The following is a 16,463-nucleotide window of genomic DNA, read 5'->3' as shown; positions in this document are numbered from 1 at the left end:
CTTTCCTGGATGAAAGAGACATTTCAGGAGTGCATTCCGCGCACAGGTGAGGACTACGGACGAAGCATGAGTCAGGCCCGAGACCGTGGTGGCGACCACTGGCCTATACGGCCGTTCAGGAACCGGGCGGCCGGCGGGCCCGCGCCCCGGAAACATGCCGCCGCACAGCTGGCCGCCGGTACACCCGTACTGCCGGTGCTGATCGTTTCCGTCGTCGTGCTCGTCGACGTCGCGTGTGGAGTGGGGACGATCTGGCTGGCACTGCTCGCGGCCGGGCCCGCGCTGGCCGCCACCACCAGCGGGCCGCGCGGAGTCCTCTGTGTCGGCCTGCTCGCCGCGGTGCTGGGCGCGACGCTCGGAACCCGGGACGGTGTTCCGGGAGACGAGCTGACGGCCGTACTGTCCGCCCTGACGGCCGTCACGCTGGCAAGCAGCCTCGCCAGCGCGCTGCGCGGGCGTCGTGAACGGGTGCTCGCGGCCGTCCGCTCGGTCGCGGAGGCCGCCCAGCACGCGCTCCTCAAGCCCGTACCGGTGACTGTCGGCCCGTTCCAGGTGGCCGTCCGCTACAGCGCCGCGGCGGCGGAGGCCCGTATCGGCGGGGACCTCTACGCGCTGGTGCCCACCCCGTACGGGGTCAGGCTGATCGTCGGCGATGTGCGGGGCAAGGGGCTGCCGGCCGTGGGGACCGCCGCACTCGTCCTCGGTGTCTTCCGCGAGGCCGCCTATGACGAGCCCGATCTGCTCGCCGTCGTCGGCAGGATCGAGCGGAGCCTGGCGCGCAACCTCGGCTCTGACGACTTCGTCACCGCCGTGGTCGCCGGGTATCCGCAGGCAGGCCATCTGGAGGTGGTCAACTGTGGACACGCGCCTCCGCTGCTGGTGCGCGAATCCGGCACCGTCGTGGCGGTGGAGCCCGCCCGTCCGGCCCCGCCCCTCGGGCTGCGCGCCCTCACGGACGAGACCCCCAGCCTCCAGGTGCTGCCCTTCGCCGACGGGGATCAACTGCTGCTCTACACCGACGGGGTCACCGAGGCCCGCAACCACGGCCGTGAGTTCTACCCGCTCGCCGAAGGGCTGGCCCGCCACTTGTCCGACGAGCCGTCCGCCACCCTCACCGCGCTCCATGACGAACTGCTGGCGCACGTGGGCGGCCGACTGCACGACGACGCGGCACTGCTCCTGCTCCGCAAACCGGCCGTTCCCGCAACCGAGGCCGCCGTTCCCGAACCGGCGTCGGACGCCGGTCGCGGCAGCGGCTCACGCTCCGTCCCGTCCCGGTACCGGTCCTCCGCCGCGGACGCGGGCGACGGAAGCCAGGCTGCCGAGAAGACCGAAGGAGCGGCGGACCCCGGTATCCCCTTCGCAGGATGTCGAGGCGGCCGGACGGGTCATACCAGGGTCTGACCCCGCAGTTCAGCTCCTGGTCCGACGCACCGCGGGCACGATGAGGGCATCGTCCTCGGCATGACGAATCCGACGACATCCATGGCCGCCCCGGTCACCACGACCGGCGTCCGACTGCATGCCACGATGCCTGTGGAGCGGTGGGGGACCACCGGCTTCCCCGGACGCTGGGTGGGCGGCACCGCCATGGTGCTCGGCCCCCTGCTGATGCTGGCCGGCGCGGTGGCGCGGGCCCGCTTCCCCTTCTTCTTCCCCGACCAACTCGCCGCGTACGAGCGGCACCCCGCCCTGATGGCCACCGCGTACGGCCTCTTCGCCGCGGGCAGCCTGCTGCTGTGGCCGGCGGTGGCGGTGCTGGCCGCGCGGATCGGGGCGCACAGTGCCGGCTGGGGCCTGTGGGGCGGGGTCCTGGTGATGTTCGGGCTGTTCGCCCGCGCCTTCCACGCGGGGGTGGACCACATGGCCTTCCAGCTGGTGCGTTCCCAGGGGGCCGGGCCCGCGACCGAAGCCGTCTCGGCCGGCTACGGCGCCTTCCACGTCTTCGCCACGCTGAACCTCGCCATCGTCGCCGGGTGGATCGTCATCGCCCTCGGCGCCTGGCGGACCCGGGTGCTCGGGCCGGTCCGCGCCGCCGCACTCGGCCTCACCGCGGCACTGCCCCTCGGAGTCCTCAAGGGGACCACCCCGCTGTCGCTGGTGGCCCTGGCCGGACTGTGCGTCGCCCTGGTGCCGCTGGGGCTGGCGCTGCTGTCCGAAGGGCCCCGCCCCGGCCGGGCGGTGGTGCTGCGCTGGGTACCGCTGACACTGGTGACGGTCGCCCTGATGATGCTGCTCGGACAGGCCGGTTGAGTGCCCGTGTTCACGTACGGTCGGTTCATGAAGCCCGAGCGGCAGCGCCATCTCCACGCCCTCGACCTCGCCGCGGCCCTGGTCCTGACCGCCGTGTACGTCGGCTTCGCCCGGCTGACCGCCGTGGACGGCCAGCCCGTCTACACCGGACCGTTCTGGCTCGGCTGTCTGATCGCCGCCGCGGTCGGCCTGCCGATCGCCGTACGCCGCCGCCTGCCGCTCGCGGTCCTGGCAGTCGTCCTCGCCGCCCTGGCCACGGCGTCGCTCCTCGACATCCCGCGCGAGCCGTACGCCGCCGCCGGGCTCGCGGCCTACCTCGTCGCACTGGCCGAGCCCGCCCGCCGGTCCGTGCCCGCCCTCGCGGTGACGCTGGCGGTGGCGGGCGGTGCCGTGTACCTCGGCGAGGCGGTGGTCACTCCCGCCGGGGACGGGCGGGACGCCGTCGGGGTGGCCGGGCTCGTGCTCCTGGTGGTCGGCGGGGCGTGGGGCGCGGGGTTCGCCGTGCGTGGCCGCCGGGCCAGGGGGGCCCGGGAACTGCGGCGCCGGTCGGAGCGGGCACTGGACGAGGAGCGGCTGCGGATCGCCCGTGAACTGCACGACATCGTCTCGCACAACCTCAGCCTGATCGCCGTCAAGGCGGGCGTCGCCGGGCATGTGGCGGAGGCCGACCCGCGGGAGGCGCGGGCCGCCCTCAAGGTCATCGAGGAGACGAGCCGTTCCGCGCTGGCCGAGATGCGGCGCACGCTCGGTGTCCTGCGGACCGAGGGCGCACCCCTGGGACCCGCGCCGGGCCTCGACCACCTCGACTCGCTCGCGGAGGAGGCGAACCGGGCGGGGGTGGACGTCGACCTGACGGTCCGCGCCACGAAAGACCTGGCCGAGGGGATACAGCTGACCGTCTACCGGATCGTCCAGGAGTCCCTCACCAACGCGGTCCGGCACGCCGCCCCGACCCGCTGCCGGGTCACGGTGGAGGCGAGCGAACGAGAGATCCGCATCGACATCGCCGACGAGGGACCACCGCCCGGCCCCGGCCGGCCCGTCCGCGAACTGCCGGGCGGACACGGGCTCTTGGGGATACGCGAACGGGCGATGATGTACGGCGGCAGCTTCGAGGCGGGCCCCCGGCCGGAGGGCGGCTTCGCGGTGTCCGTCCGTCTGCCCACCGAAGGGAACCGATGACCATGACCGACGCGCCCCCGGTCCGGGTGCTGATCGCCGACGACCAGGCGATGGTGCGCGGCAGCTTCCGGGTCCTCGTCGACCACACGCCCGGCATGACCGCCGTGGGCGAGGCCGCCAACGGAGCCGAGGCCGTCGAACTCGCCCGCCGCGAGCGGCCGGACGTCGTGCTGATGGACATCCGCATGCCCGACCTCGACGGCATCGAGGCGACCCGGCAGATCTCCTCGGACCCGGCCCTGTCCGACGTCCGCGTCCTCATCCTCACCACCTTCGACCTGGACGAGTACGTCTACGCCGCCCTGCGCGCCGGCGCCGCGGGCTTCCTGCTCAAGGACACCCCACCGACCGAGGTCCTCACCGCCGTCGGCGTCGTCGCCGCGGGCGAGGCGCTGCTCGCCCCCTCGGTGACCCGCCGCCTGATCGCGGAGTTCGCCCGCCGTCCCGAGCCCGCACGTCCGCCCAGCCGCTCACTGGACGGCGTCACCGCCCGGGAACTGGAGGTCCTCGGCCTGACCGCCCGGGGCCTGTCCAACACCGAGATCGCCGAACACCTCCACCTCAGCCTCGCCACGGTCAAGACCCACATCGGCCGCCTGCTCGCCAAGCTCCACGCCCGCGACCGCGCCCAACTCGTGATCGTCGCCTACGAAACCGGCCTGGTGGGCGACCAGCGGCGAGGAGGGTGAGGGTCGCGGCGCTGCCGGTTGGCGGCGGTGGCGGGTGCGGCCATGCGTGTAGCGGGAGGCCAGGGCATTGCCCCGTCATACCGACAGGCGCGGCACCTGGTCCACCCACGCCAAGTCGGCCGTCGCGATGAGCGACCCGCCGGCCACGGTCGCGGGGGTCACGCCGGTGAACGCCACGACCTCCCGGTGCAGATGGGACTGGTCGGCGTAGCCGCAGTCGGCGGCGACCCCGGCCGCATCCTGGCCCCCGGCCAGGCGGGTGGCGGCCCAGTCGAAGCGGACGAGCTGCACGGCACGCTTGGGCGGCAGGCCGAGCTGCGTGTGGAAGCGGGACCACAGGCGCTTGCGGCTCCAGCCCAGCTCGGCGGCCAGCCCGTCGACCCGCACCCGGCCGTGCCCGGCGACGATACGGTCCCAGGCCCAGGCCAGCTCCGGCTCGATGGCGGGCCCCGTGGCGGACAACGGGGTGAGGAAGCCTTCGACGAGCGCGAAGCGTGCCTCCCACGAGGCGGCCCGGGCCAGCTGCTCGCGCAGCCGGGCCGCCCGCCGCTCTCCCCACAGGTCGTCCAGAGCCACCACGGAGTTCTCCAGCTCGGCAGGGCTCACCCCCAGCACGGCGCGCGCGATGGCGGGGGACAGCCGCACCTGTATCCACTCGACGTTCGCGGCCCGCACCCGCGCCGCACCGCCGGCGCCGAACCCGAGCCCGGTGACGAGGCTGCCGCGGTGCTGCCGCCCCGTCGACTCGTCGATGCCGAGCGCCGCCTCGCCGCAGGTCAGCGCCAGCGTCAGCACGGGGTGCGGGTCGAGCCGGTGGTCGACCGGAGCCGGGCCGAGGTCGCGGAACCCCGTCAGGACGACGCCGGGTACGCGGCCGGGCCTGGCCGGCCGCGTGACCTCCCACACGGGGGCAGCGACGCACCGGCGCACGGCAGTTGACATGCGTCCATGCTACGGACCCCGTCCGGGCGGAACATTGCTGCGGACCCGCCCGGGCGGAACATTTCTTCAATCCGACGGGCCGCGGCCGCGGTGAAGGTGGGCGTATGACTTCCACCGGAACCACCGCGCCGCCACCACCGGGCGTGGCCCGTCTGTTGCGCCCGTACGCGGGCGGCTTCGCCGTCGTCGTCACCCTCCAGGTCATCGGCGCCGTCGCCGGCCTGGCACCGCTGCTCGCCGTCGCCGAACTCGGCCGTACGCTGCTCGCGCCGGGGCCGGCCGACGACGGGCACGTGCGCGACGTCGTGATCGCGGGCGCGGCAGGGCTGCTCGTACGGCTGCTGTTCACGGCCGCCTCGTCCGGCGTCGGACACCTCCTCGACACCCGGGTGCAGCTGTCGCTGCGCCGGCAACTCGCGGCGCGGCTCGGGCGGGTGCCGATCGGCTGGCTGGCGCGGCGGCGCAGCGGGGAGCTGGCGAAGGTGGTGGGCGAGGACGTCAGCGCCGTGCACCCGGTCATCGCCCACACGCCGGGCGAACTGGTCTCCGCCTTCGTGGTGCCGCTGGTCTCGCTCGGCTACCTGTTCACCGTGGACTGGCGGCTGACGCTGATCACGCTGATCCCCGTGCTGCTGGCGGTCGCGCTGGTGCCGTTGATGATGACCCCCGCTCGGCTGCGCGAGCAGAAGGAGTTCGACGCCGCGATGGGGCGGATCTCGGCGTCGGTGGTCGAGTTCGTGCAGGGCATCGCGGTGGTGAAGGCGTTCGGCGGGTCGGAGCGGGCGCACGGCAGGTTCCGTACCGCGGTGGACGACTTCACCCGGAGTTTCTACCGGATGGTGCGCGGTCTCGCCGGGGTCGCCGCCGGGATGCAGGTGGCGCTGTCACCGCCGTTCGTGCTGCTGGCGGTGCTGGCCGGCGGCGCGTACCGGATCACCGGGGGCGGGCTCGCCCCGGCGGACCTGCTGCCCTTCCTGCTCCTCGGCCTCGGGCTGACCGCGCCCGTGGCCGCGCTCGGGCACGGCTTCGACGACGTACAGGCCGCGCGGCGCGCCGTAGGCCGTATCCGGGACGTACTCGCCGAACCGTCGCTGCCCGAGCCCGAACGGCCGGTGGCGCCCGAGGGACACCGGGTGGAGCTGCGGGACGTCCGCTTCGGGTACGGGGGTCGCTCCGGGTACGGGGGTCGCTCCGGGTACGAGGGTCGCTTCGGGAACGAGGGTCGCTTCGGCTACGGGGGTGCCGAGGCCGGGCGCGAGGTGCTGCGCGGTATCGACCTGGTGCTGGAGCCGGGGACGGTCACCGCCGTGGTCGGGCCGTCCGGCAGTGGCAAATCCACGCTGGTGCAGCTGCTGCCGCGGTTCTACGACCCGACGCACGGCTCCGTGCTCCTCGGCGGCGTCGACCTGCGTGAGGTGGGCAGCCGGGAGCTGTACCGGCGGGTGTCCTTCGTCTTCCAGGACGTCCGGCTGCTGCGCGCCTCGGTCGCGGACAACATCGCCCTCGCCGTCCCGCACGCCGACCGCGACGCCGTGGTCCGCGCCGCCCGCCGGGCGAGCATCCACGACCGCGTTCTCGAACTGCCCCGCGGCTACGACTCGGTGATCGGCGAGGACGCCCGCCTCTCCGGCGGCGAGGCGCAGCGCGTCTCGATCGCCCGCGCCCTGCTCGCGGACACCCCCGTCCTGGTCCTCGACGAGGCCACCGCCTTCGCCGACCCGCAGACCGAGCAGGCGGTGCGCGAGGCGCTGGCGCAGACCCGGGAGAAGCGCACGACGCTGGTCATCGCCCACCGCCTGGAGACGATCGCCGACGCCGACACCGTCGTGATGCTGCGCGACGGCGAGATCGTGGAGCGGGGTACGACGGCGGAACTCCTCGCGCGGGGCGGCGCGTTCGCCGAATTCTGGAAGATCCACGCCGACGCTGTGGAAGCCGGTGCCGTGGAAGCCGGTGCCATGGAAGCCGGTTCCAGGGAAAGGGAAGGGGAAGAGGCCCGATGATCAGCACACTGCTGCGCGTGCTCGGCCACGAGTACGCCGGGCCGGTGCGCCGCACCGTCGCCCTGATGACCGTGACCGCCCTCGCCGAGGGACTGTCGTACGCCCTGCTGGTGCCCGTGCTGCGCGCGCTCTTCGGCGGCACACCCGAGGACGCCGGGCCCTGGCTGGCCGCGTTCGGCGCGGCGGTCGCGGTCTACGCGGTGCTGCGGTACGTCAGCGACCGCTCCGGTTTCCGCGTGGGTACGACGATGCTGCACGGCATGTACGAGCGTCTCGGCGAGCATCTCGCCCGGTTGCCCATCGGCTGGTACCAACCCGGCCGCACCGGCGAGGTGTCCGTCCTCGCAAGCCAGGGCGTGTTGCAGGCGATGGGCGTGATCGCGCACCTGCTGGCACCGTTCATCTCCGCCTGTGTGACACCGCTGACGATCGTCGCCGTGATGCTCGCCTTCAACTGGCAGCTGGGGCTTGCCGGCCTGGCCGCCGTGCCGTTGGTGGCCGCGGTCCAGCTGCGCACGGCCCGCGCGACGACGGCGACCGACGCGGAGCGCGTGGCACGCGAGCGCGCGGCCACCGGCCGCGTCATCGAGTACCTCCAGGCCCAGCCGGTGCTGCGTGCCGGCGGCCGCACCGGCGAGCGATTCGCTCTGCTGGACGACTCCCTGAAGGAACTGCGCCGCGCCTCGCGCCGCTCCACCATGTCGGCGCTGCCGGGTGTGCTGGGTCTCGCGGTCACCGTGCAGGCGGTGTTCACCGCGCTGCTCGCACTCGGCGCGTACCTCGCCCTCGGCGGGGACATCGGCGCGGCCGAGCTGCTCGCGGTCCTGGTACTCGCCGCCCGCTGCGCCGACCCGCTGCTGTCCCTCGCCGAGATGAGCGGCGGCATCCGCGCCGCCCGCGCCGAACTCACCCGCCTCGACGACGTCCTGAACACCGAGCCGCTCCCGGAGCCTCGCGTGCCGCGCGAACCGGCCGGCCACGACGTCACGTTCGACGCGGTCACCTTCCGGCACGGCGACCGCACGGTCGCCGACGGCGTGACGCTCTCCGTCCCCGAGGGCCGGCGGCTCGCCGTCGTCGGCCCGTCGGGCGCCGGCAAGACGACACTGCTGCACCTGCTCGCCCGCTTCTACGACGTCGACGCGGGCGCCGTGCGGATCGGAGGCGTGGACGTACGGGAGATGGACCCCGCGGCCCTGATGGCACGGATCGCCATCGTCTTCCAGGACGTCTACCTCTTCGACGGCACGATCGAGGAGAACGTCCGCCTCGGCCGCCCGGACGCCACTGACACCGAGGTACGGGCCGCGGCCGCCGCGGCCCGCCTCGACGAGGTGATCGAGCGACTGCCCGGCGGCTGGTCGACGGACGTCGGCGAGGGCGGCACACTCCTCTCCGGCGGCGAACGCCAACGCGTCTCCATCGCCCGCGCCCTGCTGAAGAACGCCCCGATCGTCCTCCTCGACGAGGTCACCTCCGCCCTGGACCCGGCGAATGAGGCAGCCGTACACGCCGGCATCACCCAGCTGATGGCAGGCCGAACCGTACTCCTGGTGACCCACCACATGCGCACCGCCCGCCAGGCGGACCAGGTCGCCTTCCTGGACGCGGGGAGAGTGGTCGAACAGGGCAGCCACGAGGAACTACTGCGACGCGCCGGCCGGTACGCCGCGTACTGGGACCTGTCCCTGGAAGGGGCGGCGCGGGACTGAGACGGCCCTGCCCGGCCTGGCGTCCGGCCGAGCCGCGAAACGTCCACCGCTCTCAGACGTAGAGGTCAAAGGCCCCAGAGCATGATCGGTCCGGGGCCTTTGGGAGGTGCCCCCGGCAGGATTCGAACCTGCGACACCCGCTTGAGGAGTTCTCCTCGGGCGAGGTTGTGACCCGCGGAAACGTCGACTGCCGGGCGCCTGGCCCGGGGAAGCGCCCCTCCGTCGTTCCCACGTGTTCATGGGGCTTCCAGGCCTCATGCGTGCTGAATCCGTATCGCGAGGGCACCCGGCGTCACAGACTGTCGACGTGCTCGCCCGCGCCCGATGCCCAGCTCCTCAGGTGCGCACCGTGCGATGACGGGCGCCGCCCCGAGCCGAGCCGTGCCGTGGTCCGGGCGCGAGGTGTCCGGCGTTCGCGATCCCGTCCCGTGGGCGGTACCAGGTAGGGGCAGGTCGCACGGACCGCGGCGCTGCCGGATCTGTCGCCGTCATAACGGTGCCCTCATTTCGTGGCTCCGACCCGGACCAGCGTGCAAGGAGGGACCGTCAACGGGGTCGATCGTCTGGGATGTCGTACATGGTTCGATACTTCGTCCGGCGTTCGAAAGTATGGGCATGTCGGCCGGGCGTCAATATCTCTGCCCAAGAAGGCACCTTCGCGCCGGGTGGTCGGCAGGCGGTCCGCCTCGCCCGCTGTCCCGCGTTACCCAAACGTGATGACCTGCTTCTCGCGCAACCTCTTGACCAGGGGGGACGGTGGGCGCTCATATGACCTCCGCATCACTGACACATTTGAGGGAGGTACGGCCGTGGCACATCCGGCGCACAACAGCACCTCCCTGGCAGGGCGCGGCCCACGATTAGACCGCTCCTACCCTTGTGAAAGCCGGGCGACGTGAGCGCCCGTACTCCCTGCGACGCCGCCGGGTCCGGGTTCGCACCCCGGAGCCGGAGTTCTCGGCACCCCTGCTGAGCGCGGTCCGCCAGGGCCTCTTCGCAGTGGCGGAGTGAAGCCGCACCCCGCTCCTGGAGCCGTCGAGGAGTGGAACGAGGGCGCGGCCCGACCGGAGCACTTCCGGTCGTCATCGAGCCCGGACCCGTCGCCCGCGTCGGCCGGACGACATCAGCGCCACGACCACTTCGCCGGTTCCTCCCTCTGTGTCCGGCCGCACCCCACCCTGGCCACCCTCTGACGTCACGCATGTTCAATATTTCGAACGTCGGTCGGCCCTCAGAACGTCATCACTTCCACGGATTCCGACGGAACGTCAGAAGCCGCAGCAACCGAGTCCCATCCCCGGGCCGGCTCAACGAAGGAGATCAAGCATGCTCAGCAGAAGGAACTTCCTCACCGCGGCGGTCGGCGTGGCGGCTGCGACCGGACTCGCGGCCTGCGCCAAGGAGGACGGCAGCTCTGTCGCCGCCGGCAGCGGCAGCAAGGCGATCACCCTCGGCTTCTCCCAGGTCGGCTCGGAGAGCGGCTGGCGCACCGCCAACAGCGACTCGGTGAAGTCGGCCGCGAAGGAGGCGGGGTACACCCTCAAGTTCTCCGACGCCCAGCAGAAGCAGGAGAACCAGATCTCCGCGATCCGCAACTACATCGCGCAGAAGGTCGACGTCATCGCCTTCTCGCCGGTGGTCGTCACGGGTTGGGACGCGGTGCTCAAGGAGGCCAAGGCCGCGAAGATCCCGGTGGTCCTCACCGACCGCTCCGTCGAGACCTCCGACGACTCCCTGTACGTGACCCTGGTGGGCTCCGACTTCACGGACGAGGGCCGGCGCGCCGCCAAGATCCTGGAGAAGGTCCTGGAGAAGGCGGGCCACAAGGGCGCCGTGAAGATCGCCCAGCTGGAGGGCACCACCGGCGCCGCCCCCGCGATCGAGCGCGCCAAGGGCTTCAAGGAGGTCATGGACGCGGACCACGCGGACGACTGGAAGGTCGTCGTCAGCCAGACCGGTGACTTCACCCGGGCCGGAGGCAAGCAGGTCATGGCGGCCTTCCTCCAGTCCAACCCGGACATCAACGTGCTCTTCGCGCACAACGACGACATGGCCATCGGCGCCATCCAGTCCATCGAGGCGGCCGGCAAGAAGCCCGGCAAGGACATCCTCATCGTCTCCATCGACGGCGTGAAGGACGGCTTCGTCGCCATGTCCGAAGGCAAGATCAACGCCATCGTCGAATGCAACCCGCTGCTCGGCCCGCAGCTGATGGAGGTCGTGAAGAAGGTCAAGGACGGCGAGACGGTCGAGCGCTGGATCAAGACCAAGGAGGGCGACTTCATGCAGGACCAGGCCAAGGACGCGCTCCCCACCCGCAAGTACTGACCGACCGTCCCCACCGGCAGGGAGCCTCCGGCCGGCCGACATCCCTCGGCCGGGAGGCTCCCTGCGGACCTGGACCATTCACGAGGAGCGCTGCCATGGCAGAGCCGCAACCCGTCCTGGAGATGACGGGCATAGTCAAAGAGTTTCCGGGGGTACGGGCTCTGTCGGGCGTCGACTTCCGGCTCTTCCCCGGCGAGATCCACGCCTTGATGGGCGAGAACGGTGCGGGGAAGTCCACTCTCATCAAGGTGCTGACGGGCGTCTACTCCCTGGACGGCGGCACAGTCACCCTGGACGGCGAGTCGGTACGGTTCGGCAGCCCGCTCCAGGCGCAGCAGGCCGGCATCAGCACGGTCTACCAGGAGGTCAACCTCTGCCCCAACCTGTCGGTGGCGGAGAACATCTTCATCGGACGCGAACCCACCCGCGCCGGCCGCATCCAGTGGAAGCGGATGCGCGAGGAGGCGGCGGAGCTGGTCGACCGGCTCGGACTCGACATCGACGTCGCCGCGCCGCTGTCCTCGTACCCGCTGGCCGTGCAGCAACTGGTCGCGATCGTACGGTCGGTGGGCACCGGGGGCCGTGACGCCGCGGGGTCCGGCACCAAGGTGCTGGTCCTCGACGAGCCGACCTCCAGCCTCGACCGCGACGAGGTCCTCGAACTCTTCCGCCTCATGCGGCAGTTGAGGGACGAGGGCGTCGCGATCCTGTTCGTGTCGCACTTCCTCGACCAGATCTACGAGGTCTGCGACCGGATGACCATCCTGCGCAACGGCACCCTGGTCGGCGAGCACCTGGTCCGCGACCTCGACCAGGTCGGGCTGATCGAGCTGATGATCGGCAAGGCCCTCGACCAGCTCGAGGAACTGCACGAGCACCAGTTGCACTCCGGCGTCGGCGAGACGCTGGTCAAGGCCGAAGGGCTCGGCCGCACCGGGGGCATCGCCCCCTTCGACCTGGAGATCAAGAAGGGTGAGGTGCTCGGCCTCGCCGGTCTGCTGGGATCGGGCCGCACCGAGCTCGCGCGGCTGCTGTTCGGAGCCGACCAGCCCGACAGCGGCAAGGTGACCATCGGCGGCAAGCAGGTCTCGATGAGTGCCCCGAACGACGCCATCGCGGCCGGCGTGGCGTTCTGCTCGGAGAACCGCAAGAGCGAGGGCCTGGTCCCCGACCTGACGGTGCGCGAGAACATCGTCCTCGCTCTCCAGGCGGCCCGCGGCTGGACCCGGCCCATCCCGGCCTCCCAGCGCGACGAACTCGTCGCCAAGTACATCAAGGCGCTGGACATCCGCCCCGCCGACCCGGAGGCCCGCGTGGGCCGGCTCAGCGGCGGCAACCAGCAGAAGGTACTGCTCGCCCGCTGGCTGATCACCCAGCCGAAGCTGCTGATCCTTGACGAGCCGACGCGCGGCATCGACATCGGCGCCAAGACGGAGATCCAGAAACTGGTGGTGTCCCTCTCCGAGGACGGCATGTCGGTGCTGTACATCGCGGCCGAACTGGAGGAGGTGCTCCGGCTCAGCCACACCATCGGAGTGCTGCGAGACCGCCGGCTGGTGGCGCGGCTGACCAACGGGCCGGAGATCACCACCAGCAAGATCCTTGAGACCATCGCGAGCGGAGAACACCAGTGACCACCACCTCCCGCTGGCGAGCGCTGACCCATCACCACCTGTTCTGGCCGGTCGCGGTCCTGATCGCCCTGCTGCTCGTCAACGTCCCCTTCACGCCCGACTTCTTCTCGATCAACATGACGGACGGCCACCTCTACGGCAGCCTCGTCTCCATCGTGCTGTTCGGCTCACCGCTGATCCTGGTCGCGGTCGGCATGACCCTGGTCATCGCCACCGGCGGCATCGATCTCTCCGTCGGTGCCGTGGTCGCCATCACCGGCGCCCTGACCTGCTCGTACATCAGCGACCAGACCGACCAGAACACCTTGTCCGCGGTGTTCCTGGCGATGGGCATCGGGCTGGTGGCCGCGGTCGTCTGCGGTCTGTGGAACGGCTTCCTGGTGGCCAGGATGGGAATCCAGCCCATCATCGCGACCCTCATCATCATGGTCGCCGGCCGAGGTGTCGCCCAGCTGATCACCGACGGCCAGATCATCACCGTCAACAGCGAGCCGTACAAGCTGATCGGCGGCGGCTACTGGCTGACCCTGCCCTTCTCCGTCTTCGTGGTGGCCGCGGTGGTGGCCGTCACCGTGGCGCTGACCCGCCGCACGGCGCTCGGCCTGCTGGTCGAGTCGGTCGGCGGCAACGCCGAGGCCAGCCGCCTGGTCGGCATCAGGTCCACCCGCATCAAGATCATGGTCTACATGTTCTGCGCGCTGTGCGCGGGCATCGCGGGCCTGATGATCAGCTCCAACACCTCGGCAGCGGACGGCAACAACGCCGGTCTGTGGATCGAACTCGACGCGATCCTCGCCGTGGTGATCGGCGGCACCTCGCTGCTCGGCGGCCGGTTCTCCATCGGCGGCACGGTGGTCGGCGCCCTCGTCATCCAGACCCTGACCACCACGATCTACACCATCGGCGTACCGACCCAGACCAACCTGGTCTTCAAGGCCGCCGTCGTCATCGTCGTCTGCCTGCTCCAGTCCCCGAAGTTCCGGGCCAAGGTCTTCGGCGCGAAGGGCCCCAAGGGCCCGCGCCGGGACGCCACCCCGGTGGAGCCCGCTCCGGCGGCCGACGCCGCCCCGAAGATGGAGGTGTCGCGATGAGCGCGACCGCCCAGACCCCCAAGGCGGCTCCGCGCGGCAGCACCGCCTCCCGTGCCCGTGCCACGCGCCTGCTCGGCGACCGGCGTCTGCCCGTCCTGGTCACGGCCGCCCTGTTCATCGCCATGTACGTCGGTGGCCTCAGCCGGTACCAGAACTACGGGTTCGGTGAACCCCAGGTGTTCCTCAACCTGTTCATCGACAACGGCTATCTGCTGGTCGCCGCCATCGGTGCCACCTTCGTCATCATGTCGGGCGGCATCGACCTGTCCGTGGGCTCGGTGATCGGCTTCACCACCATGTTCACGGCGTGGATGGTGGAACGTCAGGGACTGCCGCTGCTCCTGGTCGTCCCCCTCGCACTGGCCGTCGGCGCGTTCGGCGGCTTCCTGATGGGCTATGTGATCCACAACTTCGAGATCCAGCCCTTCATCGTCACCCTCGCCGGGCTCTTCCTCTTCCGCGGACTGTGCCTGGTCATCAGCAAGGAGTCCATCTCCATCAACGACGCCTCGGTGGGCACCCTGGCCCAGACGCGGGTGTCACTGGGCGTGGGGGACCTGTCGATCGGCGCCGTCGTGGCCCTGGTCGTCCTCGCCGTCGCCGCCTACGTGCTCCACTACACCCGCTTCGGACGCCGTGTGTACGCCATCGGCGGCAACGAGCAGTCGGCCCTGCTCATGGGCCTTCCGCTGGGCGGCACGAAGATCGCCGTGTACACGGTGAGCGGCTTCTGCTCGGCCCTGGCCGGTCTGCTGTTCATGCTGTACATCCAGTCGGGCGACCCGCTGCACGCCGTCGGCATGGAACTCGACGCCATCGCCGCCGTGGTCATCGGCGGCACCCTGCTGACCGGCGGTTCCGGGTACGTGCTGGGCACGCTCTTCGGGGTGCTGGTGCTCGGCCTGATCAAGAGCGTCATCACGTTCGAGGGGACGCTCAGCTCCTGGTGGACGAAGATCGCCACGGGTGTGCTGCTGTGCGCCTTCATCCTGATCCAGCGAACCATGACGGCACGCCGGAAGACCTGACGGGCACCGCCGAGAGCCGCGACAGCGGCAAGTGAGTCGAGGCCCTCAGCGCAGCACCACGGGGGCACCGGAAAGCCAGAGAAAGCAAAGACAGGAGAAATGCACATGCGCGCGCTCCTCTCCAGGCTGTCGGCGACAGCACTCGCCGCCTGCCTCCTCTTCACAGGCCAGGCCCTGACCACACCAGACCGGGCCGCCGCCGCCGACCCGGGCTACCTGATGACGCACTTCATCGGGGAGGGGTCGACCGGTCAGCAGATCTACTTCTCGCACAGCACGGACGGCCTGAACTGGAGTGACCTCAACGGCGGCGGGATGACCCTGCGTTCCACGGTGGGAACTCGTGGAGTGCGCGACCCCGCACTGGTCAGAGCCCCCGGCGGTGACAAGTACTGGATCATCGCGACCGACCTGTGCATCGGCTGCGGGCAGTCATGGGACGACTCCATGAACAACGGAAGCCGCAACCTCGTGGTGTGGGAGTCCACGGACCTGGTCACCTGGTCGCAGCCGTGGCTGCTCAACGTCGCCGGCGCGATCCCCGACGGCCGCAACGCCTGGGCGCCGGAAGCGATCTGGAACCCCGCCACCAACGACTACGTCCTGTACTGGGCGACCAACGCCACCCTCAACGGCGTGCTCAAGCACCGCATCTACTACGCCCGCACCACCGACTTCCGCACCATTACCACCCCGCAGCTCTACATCGACCGCCCCGGCACCCAGAACATCATCGACACCCAGATTGTCGAAGTGCCGTCCGGCGTCGGTGACTTCCGTTACGTACGGGCCTCCGGCGACGGCCAGATCACGCTCGAAGGCAGCAACTCGATCCTCGGTACGTGGACCGACCTCGGCAACCTCTCCGGCATCGGCCTGACCGGCTCCCAGGTCGAAGGCCCGATGTGGATGAAGTTCAGGGACCGCGACGAGTGGACCCTGTACCTCGACCAGTACGCCTCCGGACGCGGCTACATGCCGGTCACGACGACCAACCCCTCCGCCCCCGGCACCTACCGCCTCCCGGCATCGGGAAGCTACAACCTGGGCGGCACGAAGAAGCGCCACGGCGCGATCCTCACCCTCACGGCAGCCGAGGAGAGCCGCGTACTCGCACGCTGGCCCAACACCCCGGCCAAGCGGCTCCAGTCGTTCAACTTCCAGGACCGGTACGTCCGGCACGCCGACTTCGACGTGCGCATCGACCAGAACGTCACGGGCCCGGACGCCCAGTTCCGGCCGAGGCCCGGCCTGGCGGGCTCGGGCACCGTCTCCTTCGAGTCGGTGAACTTCCCCGGCCACTTCCTGCGGCACTCCGACTACGACTTCCAGCTGGCCTACAACGACGGCACCGCCCGGTTCGCCGCGGACGCCACCTTCCGCCAGGTCGCCGGCCTCGCCGATCCGACATGGTCGTCCTTCCAGTCGTACAGCCACCCCGACCGGTACATCCGCCACTACGCCTACGAACTCCGCCTCGACCCGATCACCACCACGACGGCCCGCAGCGACGCCACCTTCCGCGTGACGAACTGACTCACGCCGACAGGCGATCCCATGAAGTGACGCACCCAACGCCCGCGCGAGGTCCCTCGGCCATG

At 71.0% G+C, this 16,463-nt stretch carries 12 protein-coding genes; 11 read left to right on the top strand and 1 reads right to left on the bottom strand.

Translation table 11 applies throughout. The annotated features are described in order from the left end of the window. Window positions 1-66: 66 nt before the first annotated feature. The 4 genes from SLINC_RS19345 to SLINC_RS19330 are packed head-to-tail and all read left to right on the top strand — an operon-like array spanning window position 67 to window position 4,124. Window positions 67-1,404, top strand: coding sequence for a PP2C family protein-serine/threonine phosphatase (locus tag SLINC_RS19345; protein ID WP_079164609.1), 1,338 nt, complete (start codon window positions 67-69; stop codon window positions 1,402-1,404). A gap of 60 nt (window positions 1,405-1,464) precedes the next feature. Then, the gene (locus SLINC_RS49345; RefSeq protein ID WP_152038995.1) at window positions 1,465-2,253 is read left to right on the top strand and encodes a hypothetical protein; all 789 of its coding nucleotides are present in this window, start codon (window positions 1,465-1,467) and stop codon (window positions 2,251-2,253) included. Window positions 2,254-2,280: 27 nt separating this feature from the next. Next, window positions 2,281-3,435, top strand: coding sequence for a sensor histidine kinase (locus SLINC_RS19335; protein WP_067445509.1), 1,155 nt, complete (start codon window positions 2,281-2,283; stop codon window positions 3,433-3,435). After that, window positions 3,432-4,124: a response regulator gene (locus tag SLINC_RS19330; RefSeq protein WP_067434454.1), complete on the top strand. Its 693-nt coding sequence runs from the start codon at window positions 3,432-3,434 to the stop codon at window positions 4,122-4,124. The genes SLINC_RS19335 and SLINC_RS19330 overlap by 4 nt, the downstream gene beginning before the upstream one ends. 75 nt (window positions 4,125-4,199) lie before the next feature. On the opposite strand, the gene SLINC_RS19325 is transcribed toward SLINC_RS19330, so the two are convergent. After that, window positions 4,200-5,066 (bottom strand): helix-turn-helix domain-containing protein, encoded by an 867-nt coding sequence (locus SLINC_RS19325; protein WP_067434451.1) that lies wholly within the window; start codon window positions 5,064-5,066, stop codon window positions 4,200-4,202. A 104-nt stretch (window positions 5,067-5,170) separates the two neighbouring features. Here SLINC_RS19325 and SLINC_RS19320 point away from each other — a divergent pair, with 104 nt between their 5' ends. The 7 genes from SLINC_RS19320 to SLINC_RS19290 all read left to right on the top strand — a co-directional run bounded on the left by SLINC_RS19320 (window position 5,171) and on the right by SLINC_RS19290 (window position 16,398). Next, window positions 5,171-7,069, top strand: a complete 1,899-nt coding sequence (locus SLINC_RS19320) for an ABC transporter ATP-binding protein (RefSeq protein ID WP_079164608.1) — start codon at window positions 5,171-5,173, stop codon at window positions 7,067-7,069. Next, window positions 7,066-8,781 carry an ABC transporter ATP-binding protein gene (locus SLINC_RS19315; RefSeq protein WP_067434448.1) on the top strand — a complete coding sequence of 572 codons (1,716 nt, stop codon included), beginning with the start codon at window positions 7,066-7,068 and terminating at the stop codon, window positions 8,779-8,781. The genes SLINC_RS19320 and SLINC_RS19315 overlap by 4 nt, the downstream gene beginning before the upstream one ends. 1,326 nt (window positions 8,782-10,107) lie before the next feature. Further along, a complete protein-coding gene (locus SLINC_RS19310) occupies window positions 10,108-11,109 on the top strand; it encodes an ABC transporter substrate-binding protein (RefSeq protein ID WP_067434445.1) in 1,002 nt (333 codons plus the stop codon). A gap of 95 nt (window positions 11,110-11,204) precedes the next feature. Further along, window positions 11,205-12,743, top strand: a complete 1,539-nt coding sequence (locus SLINC_RS19305) for a sugar ABC transporter ATP-binding protein (protein ID WP_067434442.1) — start codon at window positions 11,205-11,207, stop codon at window positions 12,741-12,743. Then, on the top strand, window positions 12,740-13,834 hold the full coding sequence (locus tag SLINC_RS19300) for an ABC transporter permease (protein ID WP_067434439.1): 1,095 nt from the start codon (window positions 12,740-12,742) through the stop codon (window positions 13,832-13,834). The genes SLINC_RS19305 and SLINC_RS19300 overlap by 4 nt, the downstream gene beginning before the upstream one ends. Then, window positions 13,831-14,862: a galactofuranose ABC transporter, permease protein YjfF gene (gene yjfF, locus SLINC_RS19295; protein WP_067434436.1), complete on the top strand. Its 1,032-nt coding sequence runs from the start codon at window positions 13,831-13,833 to the stop codon at window positions 14,860-14,862. The genes SLINC_RS19300 and yjfF overlap by 4 nt, the downstream gene beginning before the upstream one ends. A gap of 105 nt (window positions 14,863-14,967) precedes the next feature. Next, the gene (locus tag SLINC_RS19290) at window positions 14,968-16,398 is read left to right on the top strand and encodes a glycoside hydrolase family 43 protein (protein WP_067434433.1); all 1,431 of its coding nucleotides are present in this window, start codon (window positions 14,968-14,970) and stop codon (window positions 16,396-16,398) included. The last annotated feature ends 65 nt before the right edge of the window (window positions 16,399-16,463 follow it).

Source organism: Streptomyces lincolnensis (genome assembly GCF_001685355.1).
GTDB classification, from domain to species: domain Bacteria; phylum Actinomycetota; class Actinomycetes; order Streptomycetales; family Streptomycetaceae; genus Streptomyces; species Streptomyces lincolnensis.
Note: the sequence above shows the minus strand (reverse complement) of the source record. Positions and strands in the feature narration are given on the sequence as shown.

What these genes read in the sequence shown, in the direction of transcription:
- SLINC_RS19345 (WP_079164609.1), top strand. Translation starts at nt 67, where the DNA reads ATGAGTCAGGCCCGAGACCGTGGTGGCGACCACTGGCCTATACGGCCG.
- SLINC_RS49345 (WP_152038995.1), top strand. Translation starts at nt 1,465, where the DNA reads ATGACGAATCCGACGACATCCATGGCCGCCCCGGTCACCACGACCGGC.
- SLINC_RS19335 (WP_067445509.1), top strand. Translation starts at nt 2,281, where the DNA reads ATGAAGCCCGAGCGGCAGCGCCATCTCCACGCCCTCGACCTCGCCGCG.
- SLINC_RS19330 (WP_067434454.1), top strand. Translation starts at nt 3,432, where the DNA reads ATGACCATGACCGACGCGCCCCCGGTCCGGGTGCTGATCGCCGACGAC.
- SLINC_RS19325 (WP_067434451.1), bottom strand. Translation starts at nt 5,066, where the DNA reads ATGTCAACTGCCGTGCGCCGGTGCGTCGCTGCCCCCGTGTGGGAGGTC.
- SLINC_RS19320 (WP_079164608.1), top strand. Translation starts at nt 5,171, where the DNA reads ATGACTTCCACCGGAACCACCGCGCCGCCACCACCGGGCGTGGCCCGT.
- SLINC_RS19315 (WP_067434448.1), top strand. Translation starts at nt 7,066, where the DNA reads ATGATCAGCACACTGCTGCGCGTGCTCGGCCACGAGTACGCCGGGCCG.
- SLINC_RS19310 (WP_067434445.1), top strand. Translation starts at nt 10,108, where the DNA reads ATGCTCAGCAGAAGGAACTTCCTCACCGCGGCGGTCGGCGTGGCGGCT.
- SLINC_RS19305 (WP_067434442.1), top strand. Translation starts at nt 11,205, where the DNA reads ATGGCAGAGCCGCAACCCGTCCTGGAGATGACGGGCATAGTCAAAGAG.
- yjfF (WP_067434436.1), top strand. Translation starts at nt 13,831, where the DNA reads ATGAGCGCGACCGCCCAGACCCCCAAGGCGGCTCCGCGCGGCAGCACC.
- SLINC_RS19290 (WP_067434433.1), top strand. Translation starts at nt 14,968, where the DNA reads ATGCGCGCGCTCCTCTCCAGGCTGTCGGCGACAGCACTCGCCGCCTGC.